This is a genomic window from Cytophagales bacterium (assembly GCA_033344775.1).
Lineage (GTDB): Bacteria > Bacteroidota > Bacteroidia > Cytophagales > Cyclobacteriaceae > JAWPMT01.
Window position 1 is genome coordinate 57,555 of the sequence record JAWPMT010000006.1, and the last position, 25,230, is coordinate 82,784.

The 25,230-nt window shown below is 45.1% G+C and carries 19 protein-coding genes; 5 read left to right on the forward strand and 14 right to left on the reverse strand.

The window, feature by feature from the left end:
* Positions 1–188 precede the first annotated feature (188 nt).
* Both R8G66_29995 and R8G66_30000 read left to right on the forward strand, forming a co-directional pair.
* Positions 189–1,328: an acyl-CoA dehydrogenase gene (locus R8G66_29995; protein MDW3196647.1), complete on the forward strand. Its 1,140-nt coding sequence runs from the start codon at positions 189–191 to the stop codon at positions 1,326–1,328.
* A gap of 125 nt (positions 1,329–1,453) precedes the next feature.
* Complete coding sequence (locus R8G66_30000) at positions 1,454–2,368, forward strand: AraC family transcriptional regulator (GenBank protein ID MDW3196648.1); 915 nt, start codon at positions 1,454–1,456, stop codon at positions 2,366–2,368.
* Here R8G66_30000 and R8G66_30005 read toward each other — a convergent pair.
* From R8G66_30005 to R8G66_30060, 12 genes are all read right to left on the reverse strand, one after another.
* Positions 2,355–2,666: a hypothetical protein gene (locus R8G66_30005; protein ID MDW3196649.1), complete on the reverse strand. Its 312-nt coding sequence runs from the start codon at positions 2,664–2,666 to the stop codon at positions 2,355–2,357. The genes R8G66_30000 and R8G66_30005 overlap by 14 nt on opposite strands.
* Before the next feature lie 2 nt (positions 2,667–2,668).
* A complete protein-coding gene (locus R8G66_30010; protein ID MDW3196650.1) occupies positions 2,669–2,998 on the reverse strand; it encodes a phage holin family protein in 330 nt (109 codons plus the stop codon).
* Positions 2,999–3,067: 69 nt separating this feature from the next.
* Positions 3,068–4,252 carry a Na/Pi symporter gene (locus R8G66_30015; protein ID MDW3196651.1) on the reverse strand — a complete coding sequence of 395 codons (1,185 nt, stop codon included), beginning with the start codon at positions 4,250–4,252 and terminating at the stop codon, positions 3,068–3,070.
* 270 nt (positions 4,253–4,522) lie between these two features.
* Positions 4,523–6,247, reverse strand: a complete 1,725-nt coding sequence (locus R8G66_30020) for a Na/Pi cotransporter family protein (protein MDW3196652.1) — start codon at positions 6,245–6,247, stop codon at positions 4,523–4,525.
* A gap of 180 nt (positions 6,248–6,427) precedes the next feature.
* Positions 6,428–7,618, reverse strand: coding sequence for a M20 family metallopeptidase (locus R8G66_30025; protein MDW3196653.1), 1,191 nt, complete (start codon positions 7,616–7,618; stop codon positions 6,428–6,430).
* Positions 7,602–8,111: a hypothetical protein gene (locus R8G66_30030; protein MDW3196654.1), complete on the reverse strand. Its 510-nt coding sequence runs from the start codon at positions 8,109–8,111 to the stop codon at positions 7,602–7,604. The genes R8G66_30025 and R8G66_30030 overlap by 17 nt, the downstream gene beginning before the upstream one ends.
* Before the next feature lie 62 nt (positions 8,112–8,173).
* Positions 8,174–11,557 carry a preprotein translocase subunit SecA gene (gene secA / locus R8G66_30035; GenBank protein ID MDW3196655.1) on the reverse strand — a complete coding sequence of 1,128 codons (3,384 nt, stop codon included), beginning with the start codon at positions 11,555–11,557 and terminating at the stop codon, positions 8,174–8,176.
* Between the two features lie 238 nt (positions 11,558–11,795).
* Positions 11,796–12,563, reverse strand: coding sequence for a diaminopimelate epimerase (gene dapF / locus R8G66_30040; GenBank protein ID MDW3196656.1), 768 nt, complete (start codon positions 12,561–12,563; stop codon positions 11,796–11,798).
* A 63-nt stretch (positions 12,564–12,626) separates the two neighbouring features.
* Complete coding sequence (gene rplS, locus R8G66_30045) at positions 12,627–12,980, reverse strand: 50S ribosomal protein L19 (protein ID MDW3196657.1); 354 nt, start codon at positions 12,978–12,980, stop codon at positions 12,627–12,629.
* A gap of 114 nt (positions 12,981–13,094) precedes the next feature.
* Complete coding sequence (trmD, locus tag R8G66_30050; GenBank protein MDW3196658.1) at positions 13,095–13,799, reverse strand: tRNA (guanosine(37)-N1)-methyltransferase TrmD; 705 nt, start codon at positions 13,797–13,799, stop codon at positions 13,095–13,097.
* Positions 13,796–14,323: a ribosome maturation factor RimM gene (gene rimM / locus R8G66_30055; protein ID MDW3196659.1), complete on the reverse strand. Its 528-nt coding sequence runs from the start codon at positions 14,321–14,323 to the stop codon at positions 13,796–13,798. Before rimM ends, trmD begins: the two co-directional genes overlap by 4 nt.
* 9 nt (positions 14,324–14,332) lie before the next feature.
* Positions 14,333–14,938, reverse strand: coding sequence for a 30S ribosomal protein S16 (locus R8G66_30060; GenBank protein MDW3196660.1), 606 nt, complete (start codon positions 14,936–14,938; stop codon positions 14,333–14,335).
* Between the two features lie 372 nt (positions 14,939–15,310).
* Here R8G66_30060 and R8G66_30065 point away from each other — a divergent pair, with 372 nt between their 5' ends.
* From R8G66_30065 to lpdA, 3 genes are read left to right on the forward strand one after another with little or no spacing between them, the layout of a single operon-like run.
* A complete protein-coding gene (locus R8G66_30065; protein ID MDW3196661.1) occupies positions 15,311–18,040 on the forward strand; it encodes a 2-oxoglutarate dehydrogenase E1 component in 2,730 nt (909 codons plus the stop codon).
* 29 nt (positions 18,041–18,069) lie between these two features.
* Positions 18,070–19,590, forward strand: coding sequence for a 2-oxoglutarate dehydrogenase complex dihydrolipoyllysine-residue succinyltransferase (odhB, locus tag R8G66_30070; GenBank protein ID MDW3196662.1), 1,521 nt, complete (start codon positions 18,070–18,072; stop codon positions 19,588–19,590).
* A gap of 25 nt (positions 19,591–19,615) precedes the next feature.
* Complete coding sequence (gene lpdA, locus R8G66_30075; protein MDW3196663.1) at positions 19,616–21,010, forward strand: dihydrolipoyl dehydrogenase; 1,395 nt, start codon at positions 19,616–19,618, stop codon at positions 21,008–21,010.
* Between the two features lie 115 nt (positions 21,011–21,125).
* Here lpdA and R8G66_30080 read toward each other — a convergent pair whose 3' ends face one another.
* Entirely contained in the window at positions 21,126–22,223 is a 1,098-nt protein-coding gene (locus R8G66_30080) for a hypothetical protein (GenBank protein ID MDW3196664.1), read from the reverse strand.
* A 123-nt stretch (positions 22,224–22,346) separates the two neighbouring features.
* A complete protein-coding gene (gene uvrA, locus R8G66_30085) occupies positions 22,347–25,199 on the reverse strand; it encodes an excinuclease ABC subunit UvrA (protein MDW3196665.1) in 2,853 nt (950 codons plus the stop codon).
* Positions 25,200–25,230 lie beyond the last annotated feature (31 nt).

Genomic DNA, 25,230 nt, shown 5'->3' on the forward strand with positions numbered 1-25,230 from the left:
TGCGGGATAAAAATTTGCTCCGAAAGGGAGAATCATCCGCATTTCAGTTTTATTTATTCGTATTATATCGAAATAATAGGCCAATTATTAATTTGATAAAATTTAATTTGGTTGGAAAACGTATGCATGCATAACAAATGTGTTATATTTGTGGTTATCCTGTTACCATATTTCAAATTGTACGAATCATGAATTATAACCTGACGGAAGAACAGATAGCTGTAAGAGATGCCGCAAGAGACTTTGCTCAAAAAGAATTACTCCCTGGCGTAATTGATAGGGATAACGAGCAGAGGTTCCCAGCAGAGCAAATCAAGATGATGGGCGAGTTGGGATTCATGGGCATGATGGTAAGCCCTGAGTACGGAGGAGGCGGTATGGATACCGTTTCTTATGCACTAGCCATGGAGGAGATTTCCAAGATTGATGCGTCTGCGTCTGTAGCCATGTCGGTGAACAACTCTTTGGTTTGTTGGGGACTTGAAAAATATGGTAATCAGGAGCAAAAGGAAAAATACTTACCGGATCTGGCCTCCGCGAAAAAAATCGGAGCATTCTGTCTTTCTGAGCCTGAAGCGGGATCGGATGCAACTTCCCAAAGAACTACGGCAGAAGATAAAGGAGATCATTACTTGGTGAATGGTACCAAAAACTGGATCACTAATGGTAACTCCGCAGGAACTTACCTTGTCATTGCGCAAACCAATCCTGAGAAAAAGCACAAAGGAATCAACGCCCTGATCGTAGAGCGCGAAACGGAAGGGTTTTTAGTCGGTAAAAAAGAAGACAAACTTGGGATCAGAGGTTCTGATACACATTCTTTGATGTTTCAGGACATGAAAGTGGCTAAAGAAAATCGCATTGGCGATGATGGGTTTGGTTTCAGCTTTGCCATGAGCACTTTGAACGGTGGCAGGATAGGGATTGCAGCGCAGGCCTTAGGGATCGCTTCAGGAGCATTTGAACTTTCTTTGAAATACGCCAAAGAAAGAAAAGCCTTCGGTGTAGAGATTGCGAAACATCAGGCCATTCAATTCAAATTGGCAGATATGGCTACCAAGATTGAAGGAGCAAGATTGATGGTTTTGAAAGCTGCATACCTCAAAGATGCCGGACAAGACTACTCGCACGCGAGTGCGATGGCCAAATTGTATGCTTCACAAGTAGCCATGGAAGTGACTGTAGAAGCGGTTCAAGTCCACGGCGGATACGGATTTGTGAAAGAATTCCATGTAGAAAGATTGATGCGTGATGCCAAAATCACACAGATCTATGAAGGCACTTCTGAGATCCAAAAAATCGTTATTTCAAGGGGATTATTGAAATAGTTAAACTAGCTGTTTCCTCTTCTTACACCGGAGAGTTTTGGAATCTTAAAATAAAATATTAGATTCGTACAATCTTATTGGCCCGAAAGGGCCTTTTGTCTCACAAAGATTATATTTCTTCTCCGGTGGAAGATTATAACCGAATCATCGAATCCCTATCTGTTCGCTTTGTAAAAGCTAGGAATATTAATATTCTAAAGCCAGTCACAATCGAAAATAACTACGACGTTGAAAACTCTTTGTTGTTGGTCAACGTGGGTGAGTTAAAGTACGGTAAAGACCGGGAAACAGTCAATCAAGGCGAATTATTGTTTGTTCCTGGTGGTAAGCAGGTGTCAATCACATACGGCACAGGTGACGCCACGAGCTTGTCAAAAGATGACTTTTTGACAAATAAGGACAGCTATTTTCAAAATGCCGAGGAAATCCCTCGGGATGCTCAAAGTTACAGCTATGTCTCCTTCGACGCGAAAGTCTTCGATTCTGTTAATTTCTTTGGCTCGCTGGATGTCCCTCCTTTCGTCATTCCTGCCAATGAGAAAATATCGCAATTGATCCTACAGATCAACAACGAAGTAGTCCTGAACGAGCCGGGCAGAGGTAGAACGATCAAGGTGTTGACAGAATACATGGTCATCGAATTGATTCGACACATCGTCAATCAAGGACTCTTTGTAGAACAGTTTGCAACGAACAGTACCTACTTTAAAGACCCTCGCCTCATCGAAATTTTTGATTACATCAAAAAGAACCTGGGTGAAGACCTGTCTAATAAGCGGTTGGCAAATGTCGCTAACGTTTCTGAGGACTATGTGGGACAGTATTTCAAAATGCTTACGGGCATCAACCCACAAGACTACATCGAATATCAACGCATGGAGAGTGCGGTACATCTATTGCGCACCTCGAAGAAGAGTATCCGTGAAATAGGAAAGGAAGTGGGTTATAAGGATACCGCGTACTTCTGTCGACGATTCAAAATGATGTTTGGTATACCTGCAGGAAAAATGAGGCGACGAGAATCGCTTATGAATCTTTGAATTTGGCTTTCCTGGCCTGCAAATAACGCGTTATTGCTTCCCTACTTACCGTCTCGATTATCCACCTGACAATCCAATTGCCTTTGGATCTTCGTTTCTCTTTATAGGAATTCCTGGAACGTCTGCGAAAAAAGACAAAATAAATTGTGGCCAGGATCATGGTCACCATTCCGATGATCAGACCTGTCTTGACTTTATTCTCTAGCTGCGTGGATTGTTTTTCAATCTCATCCCGAAGCTCTTGTTCCCGTTTTTTCAGGTCAGCGATGTACTGATCATATGCATTATCCTTTGCCATCCTTAGTCGTCATTATCTAAAAGCCTGCTCTTGATTGCCTTGGTAAACCCTTCAGAGCTAGCTACCCGGTACAGAATGAATGAACCCAACAATGCAATTCCTCCAACCACCAGGAACCCTCCATAATTATTTCCAATTACATCATTGAGCACAAATGCTACCGCCAGGCCCAGAAAAAATAAGGCGAAGGTGACCAATAAACCAATTGCGAAAATGATGACTAGTCGAGAAAGTAATACGCCAACTTGTCCCTTGACTTCTATTTTTACTTGATCCAACTTGAGCTTTACGAGCTCAGTGATTTTGTCAATTAAGTTGGTAATTAGCGACACTTATGATCTGTTTTTACTAAAGCACTAAGTTAGCGCTTTCAACAAAAATCACTTACATACCATGTATGATTAAGGCTGGATCTTCTCTTGGGTTAGCTGTTGCTCTGGTGCAGACGGTTCTTTTACTTCAAGATTCGTATCACCACTGAAGTAGATCAATGAAAATGGTAACAGGAAAAACGTCAGGATGATGTAAGTGAATCCAATGATCCTGCTTCGTAAGGTTAAATAGCCTAAACGATCACTGAGGAAGGTGGGTATCCTATTGAGTGCGGGAATTAACAGGAAAATCGCCACACCAATCAGGTTGAACAAGAAGTGTGCAAGCGCAAGACTAATGGCGGCTTCACTTTTAAACAAGGCAGCGATGATCGCGGTGATGGTTGTCCCAAGGTTTGCTCCTAAGATGAATTGAAAAGCCTTATTCAGCTTGACCTTACCCGTAGCAACAAGAGGCACAATCAGGGAGGTGGTCAGTGAGCTGGATTGGATCACAGAGGTTACCAGCAGTCCCCATCCAAAGGATTTGAATTTTGTGTCAAACATCAGTTTTTCCAGGCTCTTTTTCGCGGATCCTATCAGGCGATTGTACAATAATTTCGAAATCACCTTAACCGTACCAAACAACAGAATCACGGAAAGCAACAAGCCAATCATGGACCCAAATAGATCCAGTATAAACTCCGTGGCTGGATTGAGGACATTGAGAATACCTCCAAAATTTGACCCTTGTTGTGTCGTACTGTCCTTTAAAAAGGCACTAAGGTCTGAACTGATACTTGATAGAAACTGGTATTTAAGCTCTAGTGGAAATAAGATCAAAACGATCAGTACATTGAAGATGTCGTGTGAAACACCGGCAGATATTGCTTTTCTAAACTCCGTTGTTTTCGTGATATAACCCAGGCTTACTATCGTTGAAGTGATGGTTGTGCCTATGTTAGCGCCCATCACAATAGGTAGTGCACTTTGCAGGGAAATGGAATTAGAAGCTACAGCCGCAACGACCAGCGAGGTTGTGGTACTACTGCTTTGCAGAATGGCTGTGACCAACAATCCGATAAAAAGTCCAATAAAGGGATTGGAAGTTGCCTGCAGAATAGATTCAGCCATAGCCCCACCCAGTGTCCCGAAGGCCGCTCCCATTAGTTGTATGGAGAAAACGAACACCAGGACCGATCCGATGATGATCATCACGTTGGTCGCCGTGGGCAAAGTCTGCCGATTGTTCGTTATGTTAAGCGTATCCTCCATTCAATTTCCGGCACAAAGCTATTGGACGGATATTAGGAGCATTTCTTCTGATGATAAAGCGTATGTTAAGTATTCAACTATACTTTACCCTCGCGAGTACTTCTTCCTGTCCGGCTTTTCACCTAAATGAACCGCGAAGTTAGAAGATGCTTCTTAGATGCCTCTGCCAGAAGTGATGAAGGATATGTTAAGGTTTTATAGCCCCGGGAAACCGACAGGACTCATTGAGGATTCGACATTGGATTTATACAATCAGGTCGACTCTGAAGCCTATTCTTCAGCTGCTCCGGATTTTTTGAGCTCTCTTTCACTTTCTCCAGTAATGGCCTCGGAAACATTGATGAGGTGATCTCCGACTTTCTCCAAAGACTGATATACATCCTTATAAGAGGATCCGAGTTTATGGTTAAAACCTTTTTTGTTTACCTGAACCTTGAATTCATCACGCAATTCATCCCTCAAGGCATCAATGGCTTTTTCTGCCTCTAGTGCGCTGGCAATACTTACATGGTTGTAATCACCGTCCAAATTGCCATTCATGATATCAATTGCCTCATCAACGAGGGCAAGCATTTTGAACAAATTGTCCTTCTGTTCTTGTGTAAAATGAAATTCCTTGTCCAGTTTGTTTTCAATGTCCTTCGACATTTGGAAGAACACATCACCAACACGCTCCAAATCATTCACAATACTCAAAAGGCTTACCACCCTTGCAGAGGCATTTGCACTCAGGCTTCCGTCTGTGACACGGCTTAGATAAGTGCAGATTTCTTCCTCCATTCGGTCGGTTATCTCTTCAAAATTCCGGACTTTCTTCAGCAGCTTCTTTTGTTTTTTGGGTTTGTCTTCGTCGAGCAGCTTCTTAAAAGAATTGGACATCTTTTGGACCACTTTTCCAAAATGTGCTGTTTCCTTTTTCGCCTCTTCCAAAGAAAGCTCAGCGGTATTCATTAACCCAGTTCCAATGTAAGCAAGCTTAAATTCTTCATCGTCATCTCCTTTAGGTTTCACGATTTTGGTAACGATGCTGGCAATTCTTTGGGCGAACCAAACCAGCAAAAACGTATTCAAAATATTGAAAGAAGTATGAAATGCGGAGAGCGCAAATTTTATGGATTTCGAATCCGTATACGCCGAAGTGTTACCCATATAAACCATGAAACCATCAACCATATACAGGAATGGTTTTAATAGTATGATGATCCAGATAACACCAAATATGTTGAATATAAAGTGAGCGAAAGCAGCTCTCTTTGCATGAACGTTTCCTACTAATGCAGCAATATTCGCTGTGATGGTCGTTCCAATATTTTCCCCTAAAACCAGCGCTACTGCAATTTCGAAGGGAATCCAGCCTTGATTGGCCATTACCAAAGTAAGGGCCATGGCCGCACTTGAAGACTGCACAATTACCGTAATTATCGTACCAATAACTACGAATATTAAGGTACTTAAAATACCAAGATCGGTGTAATTCGAAACGAATGACAGAATTTCCGGATTACTCTGCAAGTCTGGAACTGAGTCTTTCAGAAATTGTAATCCCATCAATAAGAGTGCAAATCCAATGAGCACTTCACCCCAGGATTTAATTTTATCCTTACTCATGAAAATCATGGGAAAGGCAAAGGCAATGATGGGAATTGCGAATTTCGTTACACTGACTTTGAAGCCCACGGAGGACAATAACCAGGCTGTCATCGTTGTGCCAATGTTGGCACCCATGATCATCCCAATGGCTTCCACCAACGACAGCAATCCGGCATTTACAAAACTTACAATGAGGACAGTAGTAGCAGAAGAAGACTGCACCAGACTTGTTACAAGAAATCCCGATAAGACTCCCTTCGCTCTGTTGGAAGTCATGGAACTCATGATCTGTCGCATTTTAGATCCGGCAACTTTTTGGATCGCCTCGCTCATCACTTTCATTCCATAAATGAAGAATGCCAGCGATCCCAGTAGGCTAAGCAGTTGCAAAAGACCGAATTCCATATTCTTGGACTTTTATAATTAAGATGTCACAGCGGACAAAATTAAGGTTACATCCTTTCGAATGATCACGCCCGAAATTACATGAACATTAATTTACCCAATGCAATTAACTCACTAATTAACAATAAGGTAACCTATGAACCAAATCAAAGGAAAATATGCAGATGAAAAGTAGAAATATCAGTCTAGCAGTTCTTGTAATGCCAGCCACGCCATGAGCCCCATGCCATCCTTCAAAGCAGATTCTTCAATATTGAAGGTAGGTGTATGCACTCCGGAGGTGATTCCTTTTTCCTCGTTGGCAGTTCCTAAGCGATAGAAGCATGCGTCTACTTCCTGAGAGTAATAAGCAAAGTCTTCTGCGGCTAACCAAAGGTCCAGGTCCACCACATTGGATTCACCCATGTAGGCTTCTGCCGCTTTTCGGGTCCGTTCGGTATATACCGGTTCATTTACCAAAAACGGATAGCCTTTCCTGATCTCAAAATCGCAGGTAGCTCCCATCGATTCGGCCATTCCCGTAGCCATTTTCGTCATCAGTTCATGGGCTCGTGCACGCCATTCTTCGTCATATGTCCTGAAAGTCCCTTTCACTTTCACATAGTCCGGAATCACATTAGTGGCACCATGGCCATGGATGTCTCCAAAAGAAAGCACAGAAGGAATTTTTGGGCTGGCCTTACGACTGACAATCTGTTGTAGTGCAACAATGATATGGCTAGTGATCACAATGGGATCTACTCCGGATTCAGGCATAGCACCATGCCCACCTTTGCCATTCACAGTAAAGTAAATTTCATCGGCACTAGCCATGTACATCCCTGAACGGAAACCAATCTTACCGGCAGGCAATAATGGCATGACGTGTTGGCCCAAAATGGTGTTGGGGACCGGGTTTTTTAAGATGCCTTCTTTGATGAGGATGGAAGCCCCTCCAGGTACCTTTTCTTCTCCTGGCTGGAAAATGAATCGGATACTTCCTCTCATCTCAGATTTCAGTTCACCCAGGATTTTCGCTACCCCTAGCAATGAAGCTGTATGGACATCATGCCCGCAGGCATGCATGACCCCTTCATTGGTGGACTTATAAGACACCTCGTTTTGCTCCACAATGGGCAACGCATCGATATCCGCTCTAAGCGCAATGGTTTTCCCAGGTGAGCCGCCTTCCAGGGTGAAGGTTACTCCGGTTTCGGCCACACGCCTGACCCCCTCAAATCCAAATTCCGTTAGTTTGGATTCGATGAAATTTGCCGTATTGTACTCTTCGAAAGAAAGCTCCGGATTGGCATGCAAATGCCTCCTGATTGCTAAAATTTCCTCAAAATAAGTTGCTGAAAGGTTTTTGATCTGATCAATCAGAGAGCTCATAGTCGGCCAGTTTGATTTTTTCGGGTATCAATAAAGAAGCGGAAAATTCCTTTTTTAAGTTCATGAGATCCGAATGCGCCGTTAACTGATTGAAATACAAACCGACTTTCACCTTATAGTTTGGCTGGCGATACTCCAACCGCACGGGTAATCCCAACTCCATGTTTTCAACAGCCTTTCTTACCCCATAGGCCTGTTCCCGATTCAATCCGTTGTAAACCTGTATGGTATAGCCATCCCAATACGTTTTCTTCAAATTTCCCGCGACGATAATGGACAAAACGCTATCCAGCTCTGCACGGAGATGTCCAGTTAATTCCACTGGATCCTGCAGTTCCACTTCCTGTTCAACAGGGGTATCTTCCGCTGGTGAAAAGTCCGGCCGATGAATGCTCAGGTCTTCAGAATAATTCGTGACTTGAGTAGGTTGTGAAGGCTTACATGCCCAGAAACCCATCAGTAACGCCATCATCAGAAAGGATATCTGTTTCATAAGAGAATGGAATGAATCAGCTATAAAGTTACGGTATCAGTTTCATTCAGACCGCATGCGGATCATTCCTCGATGATCACGCACTTGTTACTTTGAATGTCCTTCTCTACCTGCTTGTACTTGGCCGTCTTCGTAGATCCATCCGCATACCGGACCGTCACTTTGGCATTTCTTCCGCCTTTGTTTTTCTCTACTTTGACCGGTTCAACCTTTTCTGCAGGCGGACGGTTACCTCTGCCTCGGGTTGCATCAAGCAGTGACTTGGACTCTTCTTTGGATTCGTTTAGGTTCGACTTTTGACGTCTGGCTCTTCTTCTGGCGACCTGTACAGAATCCTGTCTCTCGACCGGCACCACACATTTGGTGAGGAAGGAAACGATATCTTCATTGACTCGACCTATGAACTGCTTGAAGAGCTCGAAACCTTCGAACTTATAGATGATCAGTGGGTCTTTCTGTTCGTACACCGCGTTTTGCACTGACTGCTTAAGGTCGTCCATTTCACGCAGGTGCTCCATCCAGGCCATGTCAATCATCTGTAGTGACGACATTTTTTCAAGTGCCAGGATCAGCTCTTCCCCTTCGGTATCAATGGCTTTCTTGAGATTGACTCTAATTCTGGCAGCTTTCACACCATTGGTAAATGGCACCTCCACTGTGCTTTCGGTCTGGCCAATTTCCTCGTACATTTGGCGCAATACCGGCAATACTCGCTCGACGATCACTTCGTTTTTGCGGTTGTACGCTGCGAAAGTTTCGTCGTATAATTTTTTGGTCAGGTCCTCCTGAGAAATTTTCTCCAGTTGCTCTTGATCGATATCCAGGTCTACGCTTAAGACGGAAAAGCAGGTCAGTCTCAAACTGTCCAGGTTGTTTTCCATCTTGGCATTGAGCGCAATGTCCTCACAGGTATCAAACACCATGTTCATGATGTCGAGCTTCAGCCGCTCTCCGTACAAGGCGTTTCTTCGACGGCTGTAGATCACCTCGCGTTGGGCGTTCATCACGTCATCAAACTCAAGAAGGCGCTTACGACCGGCAAAGTTGTTTTCCTCTACCTTCTTTTGCGCTTTCTCTATGGATTTGGTGATCATGCTGTGCTGGATCACTTCTCCTTCTTTCAACCCGATACGGTCCATGACCTTTGCAATCCTATCTGAAAACCCGAACAAACGCATCAGGTTATCTTCCATGGACACAAAGAACTGCGATGACCCCACATCTCCTTGTCTTCCTGAACGTCCTCTTAACTGCCGGTCAACGCGTCTTGATTCATGTCGCTCCGTACCGATGATGGCCAATCCGCCTGCGGCTCTTGATTCCTCAGTAAGCTTAATGTCCGTACCTCGTCCGGCCATGTTGGTCGCGATCGTAACGGTACCTGGCTTACCGGCCTCTGCCACCACATCAGCCTCTCTGGCGTGCTGCTTCGCGTTTAGTACCTGGTGCTTGATCTTCATGTGGCCAAGCGCCTTACTCAGCAATTCAGAAACTTCGACAGAAGTCGTACCCACCAAAACAGGTCGCCGCTGCTCGGTCATTTCCGCAATCTCCTTGGCTACTGCCGAATATTTTTCACGGATCGTTCGGTAAATCTTATCCTCACGATCATCTCGCTGGATAGGCCTGTTGGTAGGAATTACCACCACATCCAGTTTATAAATGTCCCAGAACTCACCGGCTTCCGTTTCTGCCGTTCCCGTCATACCAGCCAGCTTATGGTACATACGGAAGTAGTTTTGCAGGGTCACGGTCGCATAAGTTTGCGTCGCGTCCTCTACTTTCACATTTTCCTTGGCTTCAATGGCCTGGTGCAGTCCATCGGAATATCGACGACCTTCCATGACCCGGCCCGTCTGCTCATCAACAATTTTTACCTTGTCTTCTACCACGATGTATTCCACATCTTTGTCGTAGAGGCAGTAAGCACGCAACAGCTGATTGACGGAATGAATTCGCTTGGATTTCGTGTTGTAATCCTTTATCAACTCATCTTTTTGTCGCAATCGATCGGACTCAGCAATTGCTTTGCCGTCTTCATCGGTCGTTGCAGACTCCAGCTTGTTGATCTCTTCTCCGATATCTGGCAGAATAAAGAATTGTGAATCCTCTCCTGTTCCTGTGATTAGGTCAATTCCCTTTTCAGTCAGCTCGATGCTGTTATTCTTTTCGTCGATGGTGAAGAACAATGGATCATCCGCTTCAGGCATCAACTTCTGGTTGTCCGCCAGGTAGTAGTTTTCAGTTTTCTGCAGGGTTTGTCGAATGCCTTCCTCACTCAAAAACTTGATCAAGGGCTTGTGTTTCGGCATACCACGATATGCACGGAATAATGGCAAACCTCCATCTTTTTCGTTCCCCGCCTTCAATTCTTTTTTCGCAGTAGTCAGGTAGCCGTTCAATAATTTCTTCTGTGCATCTACAAGCTTTTGAATGCGTGGCTTCAGTTGGTCAAACTCATGCTCACTTCCTTGTGGAATCGGGCCACTTATGATCAATGGTGTTCGAGCTTCATCCACTAAGACAGAATCGACCTCATCCACCATGGCAAAGTGATGCTTGCCTTGCACTAATTCTTCAGGGTCACGGGTCATGTTGTCCCGCAGGTAATCAAACCCAAATTCGTTGTTTGTCCCGTAAATGATGTCTGCTTTATAAGCCTGAGCTCTTTCATCAGAATTCGACTCATAGATATCGATACAGGAAACTGTCAATCCATGGAACTGGAAAATCGGAGCATTCCACTCGGAATCTCGTCTGGCAAGGTAGTCGTTCACCGTCACGACATGTACTCCTCGGCCGGCCAATGCATTGAGGTAGGCAGGCAGGGTCGCTACCAGTGTTTTACCTTCCCCGGTAGCCATCTCAGCAATTTTTCCCTGGTGCAGTACAACACCACCAATCAACTGCACATCGTAGTGTACCATGTTCCACACCACATCGGTACCGGCTGCAGTCCATTCGTTGCCCCAAATGGCCTTGCCATTTTCGATGGTCACATGATCTTTAGTCGAAGCATATTCCCGGTCTTTATCGGAAGCAGTCACTACTAGTTGCTTATTCTCTGCCAGTCGTCTGGAAGTTTCCTTCACCACGGCAAATGCTTTTGGCAGGATATCGATCAGCACTTCTTCTAGTTCCGTATCTCTGTCTTCTTCCAGTTTATCGATCTGGTCGAAAATCTCTTCCTTCTCGTGGATCCCAAGGCTGGGGTTTTCGCGAACTTGCTGCTGCAAGCTGTTGATCTGGTCATCAATAACTTTTAATCGCTCGGCGATTACATCCTTCAAATCTTGTGTAGATGCCCTCAGTTCGTCATCTGATATATCCGTGAGCTTTTCGTACTCCGCATTGATTTTCCCCACGTACGGTGTAAGATCCTTCAGATCTCGGTCTGCTTTTGTTCCGAAAACTTTAGCGACACCTCTCGTTATTACGTCAAACATCTATTTGTGTATACTATGATTCAAAAAACGATTAAAGTTAACCCTACTTTGTGATGTTTAATTTGTCATAATTAAGAAATAACAAAGTAGGATCAATTAGGCTTGATCAGCCTTTGAATGGCGATAGGTCATTAAATGAATAATAGGTTCCATCCCATTCTGAAAATTTCAGATTAAGCCTTACAAATGTTCTGCCGGAATTGATTTTGCGGACTTTTTGTCAGTCTGTTCCGTCAAATTATATTTCAATACGGCCTTCGAAGACTGGGGTTGCAGGACCTGCAAGAAAGACGTTTTTAAAGGTATCGCCCTCTTTTTCAAAAGATACCTCCAGATCACCGCCTTTCGTTTGTACCCGAACAGGACTTGCCTTCCCCTTGATGGCCGCCACAATGGCAGCTGCAGTTACGCCGGTACCGCAGGATAATGTCTCATTCTCAACCCCACGTTCGTAGGTTCGTACCTTGATGCCTTCTGCCGTCATTTCAACGAAATTTACATTGGTCCCGCCAGGCTGATATTGTTCGGAATACCGAAGAGACTGGCCTTTGGTGTAGACATCATACACATCAACATTGTCCACAAACCGAACATGGTGCGGTGATCCATTCTCAACGAAGAAGTCTTCTCCTTGCTCGCTGACCTGATCAATGTCATGTAATTGAAAATGTACCCAACCATCTTTCAAAAAGGCTTGATGCAGTCCATCTGTTGTAATGAAGCTCGTTTGTTCAGGAATGATCCCTAAGGCATGGGCAAAGTGAATGGAGCATCGGCTTCCATTCCCACACAAGCTTTTGGAACCATCGGAATTGAAGTAAATCATGTTGAAATCCTCCGTTTCGCTGTTTTGGATGAGCATTAATCCATCGGCACCAACCCCAAAACGGCGGTCGCATAGCTTTCGGACCAGATCCAGGTCTTCTTTTGGGAATACGCCTGTCCGATTGTCAATCAGGACAAAATCATTGCCGGTTCCCTGATACTTGGTGAAATGTAATTCCATAAACGTAAAAAGGCCAACTCCTTCTGAAGTTGGCCAGTATATATTTTACTTGGTACGGCAGAATTAGATTTTCTCTTTGATTCTTGCTGCCTTACCTTTTCTTCCTCTCAAGTAGAACAATTTCGCTCTTCTCACTCTACCTTTTCTCAACACCTCTACTTTGTCAAGGTTAGGAGTCAAAATAGGGAAGATACGCTCAACCGCGATACCGCCAGAGATTTTTCTAACAGTGAAAGTCTCACCATTTGATCCCGTGTTGCGGATCTGCATCACAGTTCCCTGGAATTGCTGGATTCTTTCTTTGTTACCCTCTTTAATCTTGTAGTGAACATTTACCGTATCACCAGGGCCAAATGAAGGGATATTGTTTCTTCCTTCATTGTTTTGCTCTTCTACAAATTTGATCAAATCACTCATGGTACAAACTTATTTATCTGGGGTCACCCCGAAAAAGGAGTGCAAATATAGGGGATTGATAGAAATAATATAGTCGCGCACTGAAAAATTCAGGATAACACGAAAAAAAGTGGATTATTTTTTGGGTTCATCCTCGCCATTAAGCAATTCCCAAAGGTCCGGACGCCTTTCTTTGGTCCTTTGAATGGCCATGTCCTGCCGCCACTCATTGATTTTAGCCTCATGGCCGCTTAACAAAACATCAGGCACCTTCCAGCCTTCGTATTCCTCTGGACGAGAATATACCGGCGGTGCCAGCAAATTGTCCTGAAAAGAATCGGTCAACGCAGACGTTTCATCATTAAGGACGCCAGGCACTAATCGGATCAACGCATCACTCAAAACCATGGCCGCCAGCTCACCGCCGGACAACACATAATCTCCAATGCTGATCTCTTTGGTCACGAGGTGCTCACGTACGCGTTCGTCCACTCCTTTATAATGGCCACAAAGAATGATCAGGTTTTCTTTCAAAGACAAGGCATTGCACATGGACTGCTGCAGCGTTTCGCCATCTGGGGTCATGTAGATGACCTCATCGTATTCCCGCTCGGTTTTCAGCTGATGGATACAACTGGCAATGGGTTCTATGGTCAGGACCATACCTGCACCACCACCATAAGCGTAATCGTCTACGTTTTTGTGCTTGTTAGTGCTATAATCCCTTAGGTTATGGATTTTGATGTCCACGTGACCTTTGGTCATAGAGCGTTTAACTATGCTCTGACTCATGGGACCTTCGAAAAGATCGGGCAAGCAAGTTATAATGTCCAGCCTCATGACTCCTCTTTATAGATGTCTATCAAACCATCAGGCAAAGCACCAACGATCTTTCCTTCTTTTGAATGGACCTGACCCATGATGTCCTCTTGCATAGGAACCAGCACTTCCGTGCCTTCATGATCCACTGCCAAAAGATTGGTTCGGGACATTTGATAGACCTGCGTCACTTTACCCAGCAGGGTATCGCCATCATAGAAATCGTATCCGATCAGGTCATGATAATAGAACTGACCTTCTTCTAGTTTGGGAAGCACTGCCAACGGCAACCAAAGCTCCGAACCCACGAGCTCTGTGGCTTCGTCGATAGAGTTAATGTCTTCGAACGTAAGCTGCGCTTGTTGCTTTGAAATGGAAATGTTAGAAATAAAAAAAGGAACCAGGCTTCCCTCTTCATTGAGAAGCACTGATTCCAAATTTCTGTAGAACTCGGGATCATCCGCGTCGATAAACGCAGTGACTCCCCCTTTTAGACCATGGGTTTTCTGAATGTATCCCAGTTGATAGCAATCATCGAAACCCATACCTCTGTTTTATTCTGCAGCCTTTTCTTCGACTTCAGCTTCAGTATCAGTGGCAGCTTCTGCATCCGCTACTGCTTCTGCACCTTCTTCTTCCAGTGCTTTTTCAGCTTCATCAGCATTTGCTTCTGCTACTTCCGCAGCAAGAGCGGCCTCTTCTTCTTTCTTCTTAGCCAATTGAGCATCAAGACGAGCCTGGTTAACTTTAGCTTCCGCATCAAGTCTGGCTTTCTTCTCATCAGCTCTGCTCTTCGTCAGGGACTCGACTTTACCCTGGATCTTAGATTCCTTAGCAGCAATCCATTCTTCCAATTTCTTGTCAGCGTCTTCCTGAGTAATCGCACCTTTGTTCACACCCAGTTGCAGGTGTTTTCTGTACATCACACCTCTGTAAGAAAGCATCGCTCTTACAGTGTCGGTTGGTTGTGCACCGTCCATTACCCAATGGAACGCTCTTTCATTGTCCAGATTGATAGTTGCAGGATCCGTGTTAGGATTGTATGTTCCTATCTTTTCAATAAAGCGTCCATCCCGTGGAGCTCTACCATCTGCCACGACTACATCGTACATGGCTCTTTTCTTGCGTCCGCGACGCGCTAATCTAATTTTTACAGGCATAACCTTTTTTGTTTATGGAACACGTCCATTCAAAGTATTTAAAATAAGGAGCGCAAAGGTAAGGAAAAGTTTGATGTGACGATGTTTAAAGTGTCAAACACGATACGATTGATCTGAATGACCTCCTATATAAAAGGAGTTGTAGACTGAAACACCTTATAATTATAAGGATTTAGCCAGGCCAAAATAAATGTTGATTCTGACAAACTTCTGGCCCAATACCTGGGTTAACCGAAAGGTTAAAATAAGTAAAGACAGCTTACACCGCTCAGAAGCCGTTGAAAATCAATGTATTCGGATACCCGGGTACGCGGTTTTCAAGATAAGAACAAATTACCTACCTTTGACTCAAATTTGATCATCTAGCCCATTATGGATCAATATTCTTATATCGCCAACGCAGACGTTGGTCACATCGAAGATCTTTATCAATCATACAAAGCAGATCCTGATAGTGTAGACGAATCCTGGAAGAAGTTCTTCGAAGGATTTGAGTTCTCACTTCAGATGTATGGAGAAAATGGAAGTGCGGCTGCAGCAGGCGCAACTTCGAGCCCCAAGGAAATTAAAGTTCGCAACCTGATCTATGCCCACCGTTCAAGGGCGCATCTAAAATCGGATACCAACCCTGTAAGGGAAAGGCGCCAACACTCTACTCGTCTGGAGCTGAGTGATTTCGGACTCTCTGAAGCCGATAATAATGAAGCGTTTCAGGTAGGTGAAGAAATCGGTATTGGCAAAGCCAGCCTGAAGGTCATCAAAGAAAGACTGGAGAAGATCTACCTCGGTCACATTGGATATGAGTACAATCATATCCGGGACTCGGATATTTTTGAGTGGTTCAAGCAAAAAGTCGAGACCGAGGGTGTTGAGATCAATCCTCCTATTCCGGAAAAGAAACAGATCCTTTCCAAACTCACTGAAGCAGTGGTCTTTGAGAATTTCCTGCACACGAAATTCTTAGGCCAGAAACGATTTTCACTGGAAGGTGGTGAAAATACCATCCCTGCACTGGACAAGATCATCAACCGTGCTGCTGAACTCAATGCCGAAGAGGTAGTGATTGGCATGGCGCACCGTGGGCGTCTGAACGTTCTGGCGAACATCATGGGCAAAACCTATGAAGAGATTTTCAATGAATTTGAAGGGAATGCCACCCCGGATCAAACCATGGGCGATGGTGACGTAAAATATCACCTGGGATATTCCAGTCATTTGGATACCCCTTCCGGAAAGAAAATGTATGTAAAGCTGGCCCCGAACCCTTCACATCTGGAGGCTGTGGATCCAGTTGTTCTAGGATACACACGGGCACAGATCGACGATGAGTATCGTGGGGACATGTCTAAGGCTATTCCGATACTGATCCACGGTGATGCAGCCGTTGCCGGACAAGGGATTGTATACGAATGCATTCAGATGAGTTTGCTGGAAGGCTACTCTACAGGAGGAACTATTCATCTTGTCATCAATAATCAGGTTGGATTTACGACAGATTATGATGATGCCCGTTCGAGTATTTACTGTACAGACTTAGCCAAAATCGTTGATGCCCCTGTGCTTCATGTGAATGGTGATGATGCGGAAGCAGTAAATTTCGCCGCAAACTTGGCAGTCGAGTACCGACAGAAATTCAAAAAGGACTTCTTCATCGATTTGTTGTGCTACCGGCGACACGGTCACAACGAAAGTGATGAACCCAAGTTCACTCAGCCCAAGCTTTACAGTTTCATCGCTAAGCATCCAAATCCAAGGGAAGTTTATGTGAAAGAACTGATTGCCAAAGGCCACATGGATGAAGAGAGTGCCAAGCGAATTGATAAAGAATTTAAGCAGCAGCTTCAAGATCGCCTTAATGATGTGAAGCAAAACCCACTGCCTTACACACCTCAAAAAATTGAGGAAGAGTGGCATCACCTGAGAAGGTCTGTTCCGAAGGACTTTGACAAATCTCCCGATACCGCAATATCAGTGGAGCTGGTAGAAACAATCGGAAAGGCATTGACCAGTATCCCGGATGGATTCAAGCCATTGAAGCAAATCGACAAATTGCTGAAAGATCGTAAGGCCAATTTCTTTGAGAAGAAAAGCCTCAACTGGGCAGAAGGGGAATTGATGGCTTATGGATCTATTCTTGCGGATGGTCATATTGTCCGAATGTCGGGTCAGGATGTGAAGCGAGGCACCTTCTCGCACAGACACTCTTACTTCTTCGACTCCAACACCAACGAGCCTTATTGTAATCTGGATCATGTGAAAGAAGGTCAGGAGCCCTTCAGGATCTTCAATTCCTTACTTTCGGAATATGGTGTTTTAGGTTTTGAATATGGTTATGCCATGGCCACGCCCAATGCGCTGATCCTATGGGAAGCTCAGTTTGGTGATTTTGCCAACGGCGCACAAGTAATGATCGACCAGTTCATCGCCAGTGCAGAAAACAAATGGCAGCGCATGAATGGCCTCGTGATGTTACTTCCTCATGGGTATGAGGGGCAAGGTCCCGAGCACAGTTCGGCTCGTCCCGAACGATTCTTGCAGATGGCTGCCAGAGAAAACATGATCATGACGAATCTGACGACTCCTGCCAACTTATTTCATTTGCTGAGGCGACAGATCACCTGGGAATTCAGAAAACCTTGTGTGGTATTCTCACCTAAATCTTTGTTGCGACACCCTAAGGTGGTATCACCTATTGAAGATTTCACTTCCGGTGGCTTTAAGGAAATAATACCGGATGGTTATGTTACCAACAAATCCGTCAAAAGGGTATTGTTCTGTACTGGAAAGGTCTATTTTGACCTGTTGGAAGAGCAACAGAAACGAAAGGCCAAGGATATTGCCGTGGTGAGAGTGGAGCAGTTGTATCCTTTCCCACAGAAACAGATTGATGCTTTATTGAAAAAATTCAATAAACCTGAACTGTTTTGGGTACAGGAAGAACCTGAAAACATGGGTGCCTGGACATTCCTGATGAGAACATTTAACCAGCCATTGGAACTTGTAGCCAGAAAAGCCAGTTCCTCTCCGGCGACAGGATTTGCCAAAGTTCATAAAGAAGAGCAGGCAGACATTGTCAAGAGAGCATTCGATACAAAAGGATAAAAACATTAACCGTATTAAATAAAGAAATTATGAGCCTGGAAATCAAAGTGCCTGCGGTCGGTGAATCAATCACTGAGGTCACTGTTGCTCAATGGTCCAAGCAAGATGGCGAGATGGTCCAAATGGACGAAATCATTTGTGAGCTCGAATCGGATAAAGCGAGTTTCGAGGTTACTGCGGAGGCTTCGGGTGTTTTGCACCCAAAAGTAGCTGAAGGTGACACCATCGAAATCGGTGCCCTGTTGGCCGTCATTGACGAAAGCGCAGCACCTGCCGTTGAAAAGGAAAGCACTCCGACACCTGCTGCTGAACCAAAAAGCACCGGGGAAATCATTGAAATGCCTGTTCCGGCTGTTGGGGAATCCATCAATGAGGTGACCATCTCTAACTGGTCGAAGGCTACAGGAGATTATGTAGAACTTGACGAAGTAATTGCGGAAATCGAATCTGATAAAGCCACCTTCGATCTGACAGCCACTGCCAGTGGTATTCTTGAACGTGTGGCGGAGGAAGGTGCTACCTTAGAGATCGGAGCTTTGATCTGTAAAATCGCTGTTGCTGAAGGATCAGCTCCTAAGCAAGTAAAAGCAGCCGATACCGCACCTGCCGCAAGCGCTACACCCGCATCATCTTCTCAAACTTACGCGACAGGTCATGCGTCTCCTGCGGCTTCTAAAATTCTGGATGAAAAAGGAATTGTCGCTTCCAGTGTAAGTGGTTCAGGTCGAGATGGCAGAATCACCAAAGCGGATGCACAAGCCGCGACTAAACCCGCACCGGCAGCAGCCTCTACAAAGAAAGATGCGGCCAAGCCTGCGTTTGAAGCACCTGTTTTGGGTGGAGGAATCAGCCGAGAGCAGTCGCGTCAAAAAATGTCTCCGCTTCGTAAGACGGTATCCAGAAGACTTGTTTCCGTGAAAAATGAAACGGCCATGCTGACCACCTTCAATGAGGTGAACATGAAGCCAATCATGGACTTACGCAAGAAATACAAAGAGACTTTCAAAGAGAAATACGAGGTTGGGTTAGGCTTTATGTCTTTCTTCACCAAGGCTTGTACAGTTGCATTACAAGAGTGGCCAGCAGTCAATGCCATGATTGATGGTGAGGAGATCGTTTACAATGATTTCTGCGATATCTCTATCGCGGTTTCTGCACCGAAGGGCCTTGTGGTCCCCGTGATTCGAAACGCAGAAGCCATGAGTTTTGATCAGGTGGAGAAAGAAGTCGTTCGACTGGCTACCAAAGCACGTGACAATAAATTGAGCATTGATGAAATGACGGGAGGAACCTTTACCATCACCAATGGTGGTGTTTTCGGTTCTATGATGTCTACACCAATCATCAACGCACCACAATCTGCCATCCTGGGCATGCACAACATCGTTGAGCGTCCAGTAGTTGAAAACGGAGAGATTGTGGCAAGACCCATGATGTACGTGGCCTTGTCTTACGATCATCGCATCATTGATGGTCGAGAGTCGGTGAGTTTCCTTGTAAGGGTGAAGCAGTTGTTGGAAGACCCTACAAGGCTTTTATTAGGTGTTTAATTTTTGAGACCAGAAACGCATTAAAATGGATTACAATGTAATAGTAATTGGTTCCGGTCCTGGTGGTTATGTCGCAGCCATTCGCTGTGCACAACTAGGATTAAAAACGGCTATCGTCGAAAAATATAGCACCCTGGGAGGTACTTGCCTCAATGTAGGATGTATTCCTTCAAAAGCACTGCTGGATTCTTCAGAGCATTTTCACAATGCGGAACACACCTTCGCCGAGCATGGCATTGATATTCCCAAACCCAAGGTGAATCTCAAGCAGATGATCGACCGGAAATCGGATGTGGTCAAGCAAAATGTAGATGGGATCGCTTACCTGATGAAGAAAAACAAGATCGATGTGCATCAGGGACTCGGCTCCTTTGTTGATAAAAACACGATCAAAGTTTCCGGAGAGAAAGAAACGACCATCACCGGAGAAAAAATCATCATTGCGACAGGTTCCAAGCCTGCTTCGTTACCCTTTATTCAGATCGATAAGAAAAGGGTCATTACAAGTACGGAAGCGCTGGAGCTAAAAGAAGTGCCTAAACACATGATCATCATTGGTGGTGGTGTGATTGGCATGGAGCTGGGATCTGTTTATGGTCGATTGGGTGCAAAAGTTTCGGTAGTTGAATTCCTCGATGGCATCATCCCTTCCATGGATAAAACCATGGGTAAAGAATTGCAAAAATCCTTGAAAGGGCTTGGGTTTGATTTCTATCTGAAGCACAAGGTCACTGATGTGAAAGCAACAGCCAAACAAGTAAAGGTGACCGCTGAAAATGATAAAGGTGAAACTGTTGAGCTGAAAGGGGATTACTGTCTGGTATCGATCGGCCGACGACCTTACACCGATGGTTTAGGGCTGGAAAATGTCAGCGTGAAAGTCAGTGACCGAGGCCAAATTGAAGTGGATGATCACTTGAGAACCAATGTCGACAACATTTGGGCCATCGGTGACGTGGTGAAAGGTGCGATGCTTGCACATAAAGCCGAGGAAGAAGGCGTTTTCGTCGCAGAGCAGATCATGGGTCAAAAACCTCACATTCATTATCACTTGATCCCAGGGGTAGTTTACACCTGGCCAGAAGTGGCGAGTGTAGGTTTCACCGAAGAGCAATTGAAAGCGGAAGGCCGCCAAATCAAAATAGGAAAATTCCCTTATAAAGCCTTAGGAAGAGCCAGGGCTTCAATGGATACCGATGGGTTGGTGAAAGTGATTGCCGATAAAGCCACTGATGAAATTCTGGGCATGCACATCATTGGTGCGCGTGCCGCGGATATGATTGCGACAGGGGTTACTGCTATGGAATTCCGTGCTTCTGCAGAAGATGTAGCGAGAATGTCGCATGCACATCCGACCTATATGGAAGCAGTGAAAGAAGCTTGCCTCGCAGCAAGTGAGAATCGACCAATTCATATTTGATTCTTCAAGAGTTTTAGAAAACCCACCCCAAGCCCCTCCCAAGAGGGGCTTGGTTCTTCAGAGCTTATTTATATTAAAACCCTCAGAGTCATTCTTTGAAGACGCTGAGGGTTTTTTAGTTCGCTTCTTCTGCGATTATCTGCTTGAACAAGAAACCTGGAATTTTCTTCCTCACCAGGAAAATAAACGGCACCGCTAATAAGGTTGCTTTACCAAGGGCAATTAATCCTGCCACAAACGCTTGTCCGAATACAATGGCTCCTAGTCCACTCAATACCCAATAGACAAAAGTGCACAGTGCCACGGAGGTAAGAAAAATATGGCCTCTGAGGGCAAGCAGATTTTGATTCGTTAGTTTGTACAGGGACTTTCGGATGATAAACCTGAATGCCAGGGTCCCGATGAACAAAGCCATGACACCAAATACCTTGAAGTTCAGATCAAGTCCCCACTCCCCTTGATTCAGATCTTTTGTGATCGCAGCTGCATCTCGATATCCACGCACTGCGCCATATGGTATTCGCCAGTCCGGCTTAACGATCGCCGAATCCTTTTGCATACCCAGCACGGTAACGTTGACCCCACTGGCCAGTCCTCGGAATTCAACTTCCAGGTCTTCTAATTGCGGATTATTGAAGTCTTTGGAATCAGTGATCACATTTACATCCACCTTGTAAAATCGACTTTTCCCAACTTCGAGGTTCAGATAACTTTCAACAGGGATCGGATCTTCATAGAGGTCTTCACTGGTAAGCAAGGCCGTATCAATTTTATACATGCCTATATATATCCCACTATCTGCTTTCAACTTATACGAAGCAGAGGCATACGCCTCCGGGATGTAACTGTCCTCCTCAAAATTGGATTTCTTGTGCTGGTAGGTTGGTACGAAATAATATTCCTCTTCCACCTCACTGAACACAGCCACGTTTCGGATGTAATTGATCCCATTGAACTCCATCCCATATTGTGGATCATTGAAGACATAATCTGTGGAAATAGGGCCTGCCAAAACGACCAGTTCTCCTTCCAGTTCCGGATTGTATACGTCGGATCGGATTTTTACAGCAAGTTCCTCCGCTAATTGCAGTCTGTCTTTTTCGACCACTACTCGCCTGGCATTCCATAGAATCAGGAATACCCCGAAACCAAAAAACAGGATGAATGCGCCCCAAATGATGCATCCTTCACCTTTGTTTTGCTCTGTACTCATAGGTTGATCTGGTTAGATCTACCTAAATCTACAAACAATGGTTCATATTAGTCAAGGGCTTAATTAGGAGTTGAAAAACTTCAACTTTAAGGCTCCTCGTTACAAAGGAAGACCAGCGCTTATCTACTTCAGTTCTTCTTTCAAAAACTTCGCGGTATAGCTTTCTTTGACTTTGGCGAGTTTTTCGGGGGTTCCTTGTCCGACAATGGTTCCTCCTCCGGACCCTCCTTCCGGGCCAAGATCCACTAAGTAATCACAGACTTTGATCACGTCCATGTTGTGTTCGATGATCAGGACTGTATTGCCTTTGTCGGCCAGCTTATTCAAGACATCCAATAAGTGCTGTATGTCCTGAAAGTGCAGTCCGGTTGTTGGCTCATCAAGGATGTAGAAGGTTTTACCAGTATCTTTCTTAGAAAGCTCCGTAGCTAGTTTTACACGTTGAGCTTCTCCTCCGGACAAGGTCGTCGCGTGCTGACCCAGGGATATATAACCAAGGCCCACATCATTCAATGTCTTGATCTTTCGTACAATCTTCGGCTGGTGCTCAAAAAACTCCACCGCCTGCTCCACGGTCATGTCCAGCACGTCGGAAATAGACTTCCCTTTGAACCGGACTTCAAGCGTTTCTCTATTATAGCGTTTCCCCTTACACGTTTCACATGGCACATGAACGTCTGGCAAGAAATCCATCTCGATGAGACGCATTCCACCGCCCTGGCAAGTCTCACATCTTCCACCCTTCACATTGAAGGAAAAACGGCCTGGTTTGTAGCCACGGATCTTGGCTTCTGGCAGTTCGGCAAATAGCGTTCGGATATCCGAAAATACTCCTGTATAGGTCGCTGGGTTTGATCTTGGCGTCCTGCCAATCGGTGACTGATCGACCTCAATTACTTTATCTATTTCTTCAAGGCCTTTCAGGCTTTTGTAAGGCAAAGGCTCCTTTCGGGATTTGTAGATGGCTTTCTTTAATGCTGGATAAAGCGTCTCATGTATCAGCGTAGACTTCCCACTTCCAGACACACCTGTGATACAAATCATACTTCCCAAAGGCAACTTCAAATCCACACCCTTTAGGTTATGACCTGTGGCTCCTTTGAGGAGCAATTGCTTTCCATTTCCTGTCCGGCGTTTCTCAGGAACTGCAATTCGTAGTTTGTTATTGAGGTAATTTGCGGTAACAGAATCACTGGCCAGGATTTTAGCAGGAGTCCCATTGGCCACAATCTGTCCCCCATGTCTTCCGGCACCAGGACCAATATCCACGACAAAATCTGATTCTAGCATCATGTCTTTGTCATGCTCAACAACGATCACCGTATTACCTAATTCGCGAAGGTCTTTGAGCGCCTGGATCAACTTGACGTTATCGCGTTGATGCAACCCGATACTGGGCTCATCGAGGATGTAGAGTACGTTCACCAATTGCGTACCGATCTGAGTAGCCAATCGGATACGTTGTGCCTCCCCTCCTGAAAGGGTCTTTAATGGCCGATTTAGACTTAAATAATCCAATCCTACATCCAACAAGAATCCGATCCGCTTTCTGATCTCTTTGAGGATCTCGGTAGCGATGATGTTTTGCTTCTCGTCTAACCTTTCTTCAAGCCCTACAAACCATTCACCTAGCTCGCCTACGGTCAGTTGGGCCAGTTCTCCAATGTTCTTGTCAGCTATCTTGAATTGTAGGGATTCCTTTTTCAATCGCAGGCCATTACAAGACGGACATACTCGGCTGTTCGTGAAGTCTTTGATCCACTGCTGGGTTTTCTCCGTTCCAAAATCTTTCTGCTTCTCCAGGAAGTTGATGATCCCTTCAAACTTAGTATTCCAGTCGGTTCCGGGATATTTCACAGAGCTGACCGCTACGGGCTCATTATCCCCGTAAAGCAGCGTATGAATAACTTCTTCCGGCACCTTTTTTAGCGGCGTACTCAGATTGACTTTATGCTTTTTCAGGATCGCCTCTATCTTCTTGAAGATCCAAATGTCCCGGTATTCGCCGAGTGGTGCGATTCCTCCACGGCTGATGCTCAGGTCCATGTCCGGCATCACAGCCTCCTGTGAAATCTCATCGATTTGTCCCAGGCCATTGCACTCAGGACAAGCCCCATATGGTGAATTGAACGAGAACGTATTCGGAGCTGGATCGTCATACGCCAGCCCCGTCTCCGGGTCCATCAGGTTTTTACTGAAATGCGACGGATCATTTTCTGCATCCAGGGTCATCATGATCCCATTACCATGCTTCAGAGCCGTTCCGATCGATCCTGATATGCGTGCGAGGTATTTCTCCTCCACGATGATCCGGTCCACTACAATTTCGATATCGTGCGTCTTGTAACGATCCACCTGCATTTTGGGCACCAGGTCCTGCACTTCTCCATCTACCCTTACCTTGGCAAAGCCCATTTTACGAATCTGTTGGAAAAGCTCCCTGTAGTGTCCTTTTCGACCCTTGACCACTGGCGCCATCAGGCTCAGTTTTTGGCCGTCATATTGCTGCAAAATGTGGTCCAGGATCTGATCCTGGGTCTGCTTCACCATTTTCTTCCCGCTGATGTGGGAATAGGCGATACCTGCCCTGGCAAATAACAAACGAAGAAAGTCATAGATCTCGGTGACCGTCCCTACCGTTGATCGAGGATTACGGGAGGTGGTCTTCTGTTCGATGGAAATCACAGGGCTCAAGCCATTGATCTTATCGACATCCGGACGTTCCATGTCACCGATAAAAGATCGCGCATACGCAGAGAAGCTCTCCATGTACCTTCGCTGGCCTTCGGCATAGATGGTATCGAACGCTAAACTGGATTTTCCACTGCCACTGATCCCTGTAATGACGACCAGTTGGTTTCTTGGAATGTTCAGGCTGATGTTCTTGAGATTGTGCTCGCGCGCACCGATGATCTCAATGATTTCTTCCTGTACTTTATGTTCTTGAGCTTCTTCTTTTGCTAAGGTCTCTTGCATGCGGCCGCAAAGATAAATCGGATATCAATTG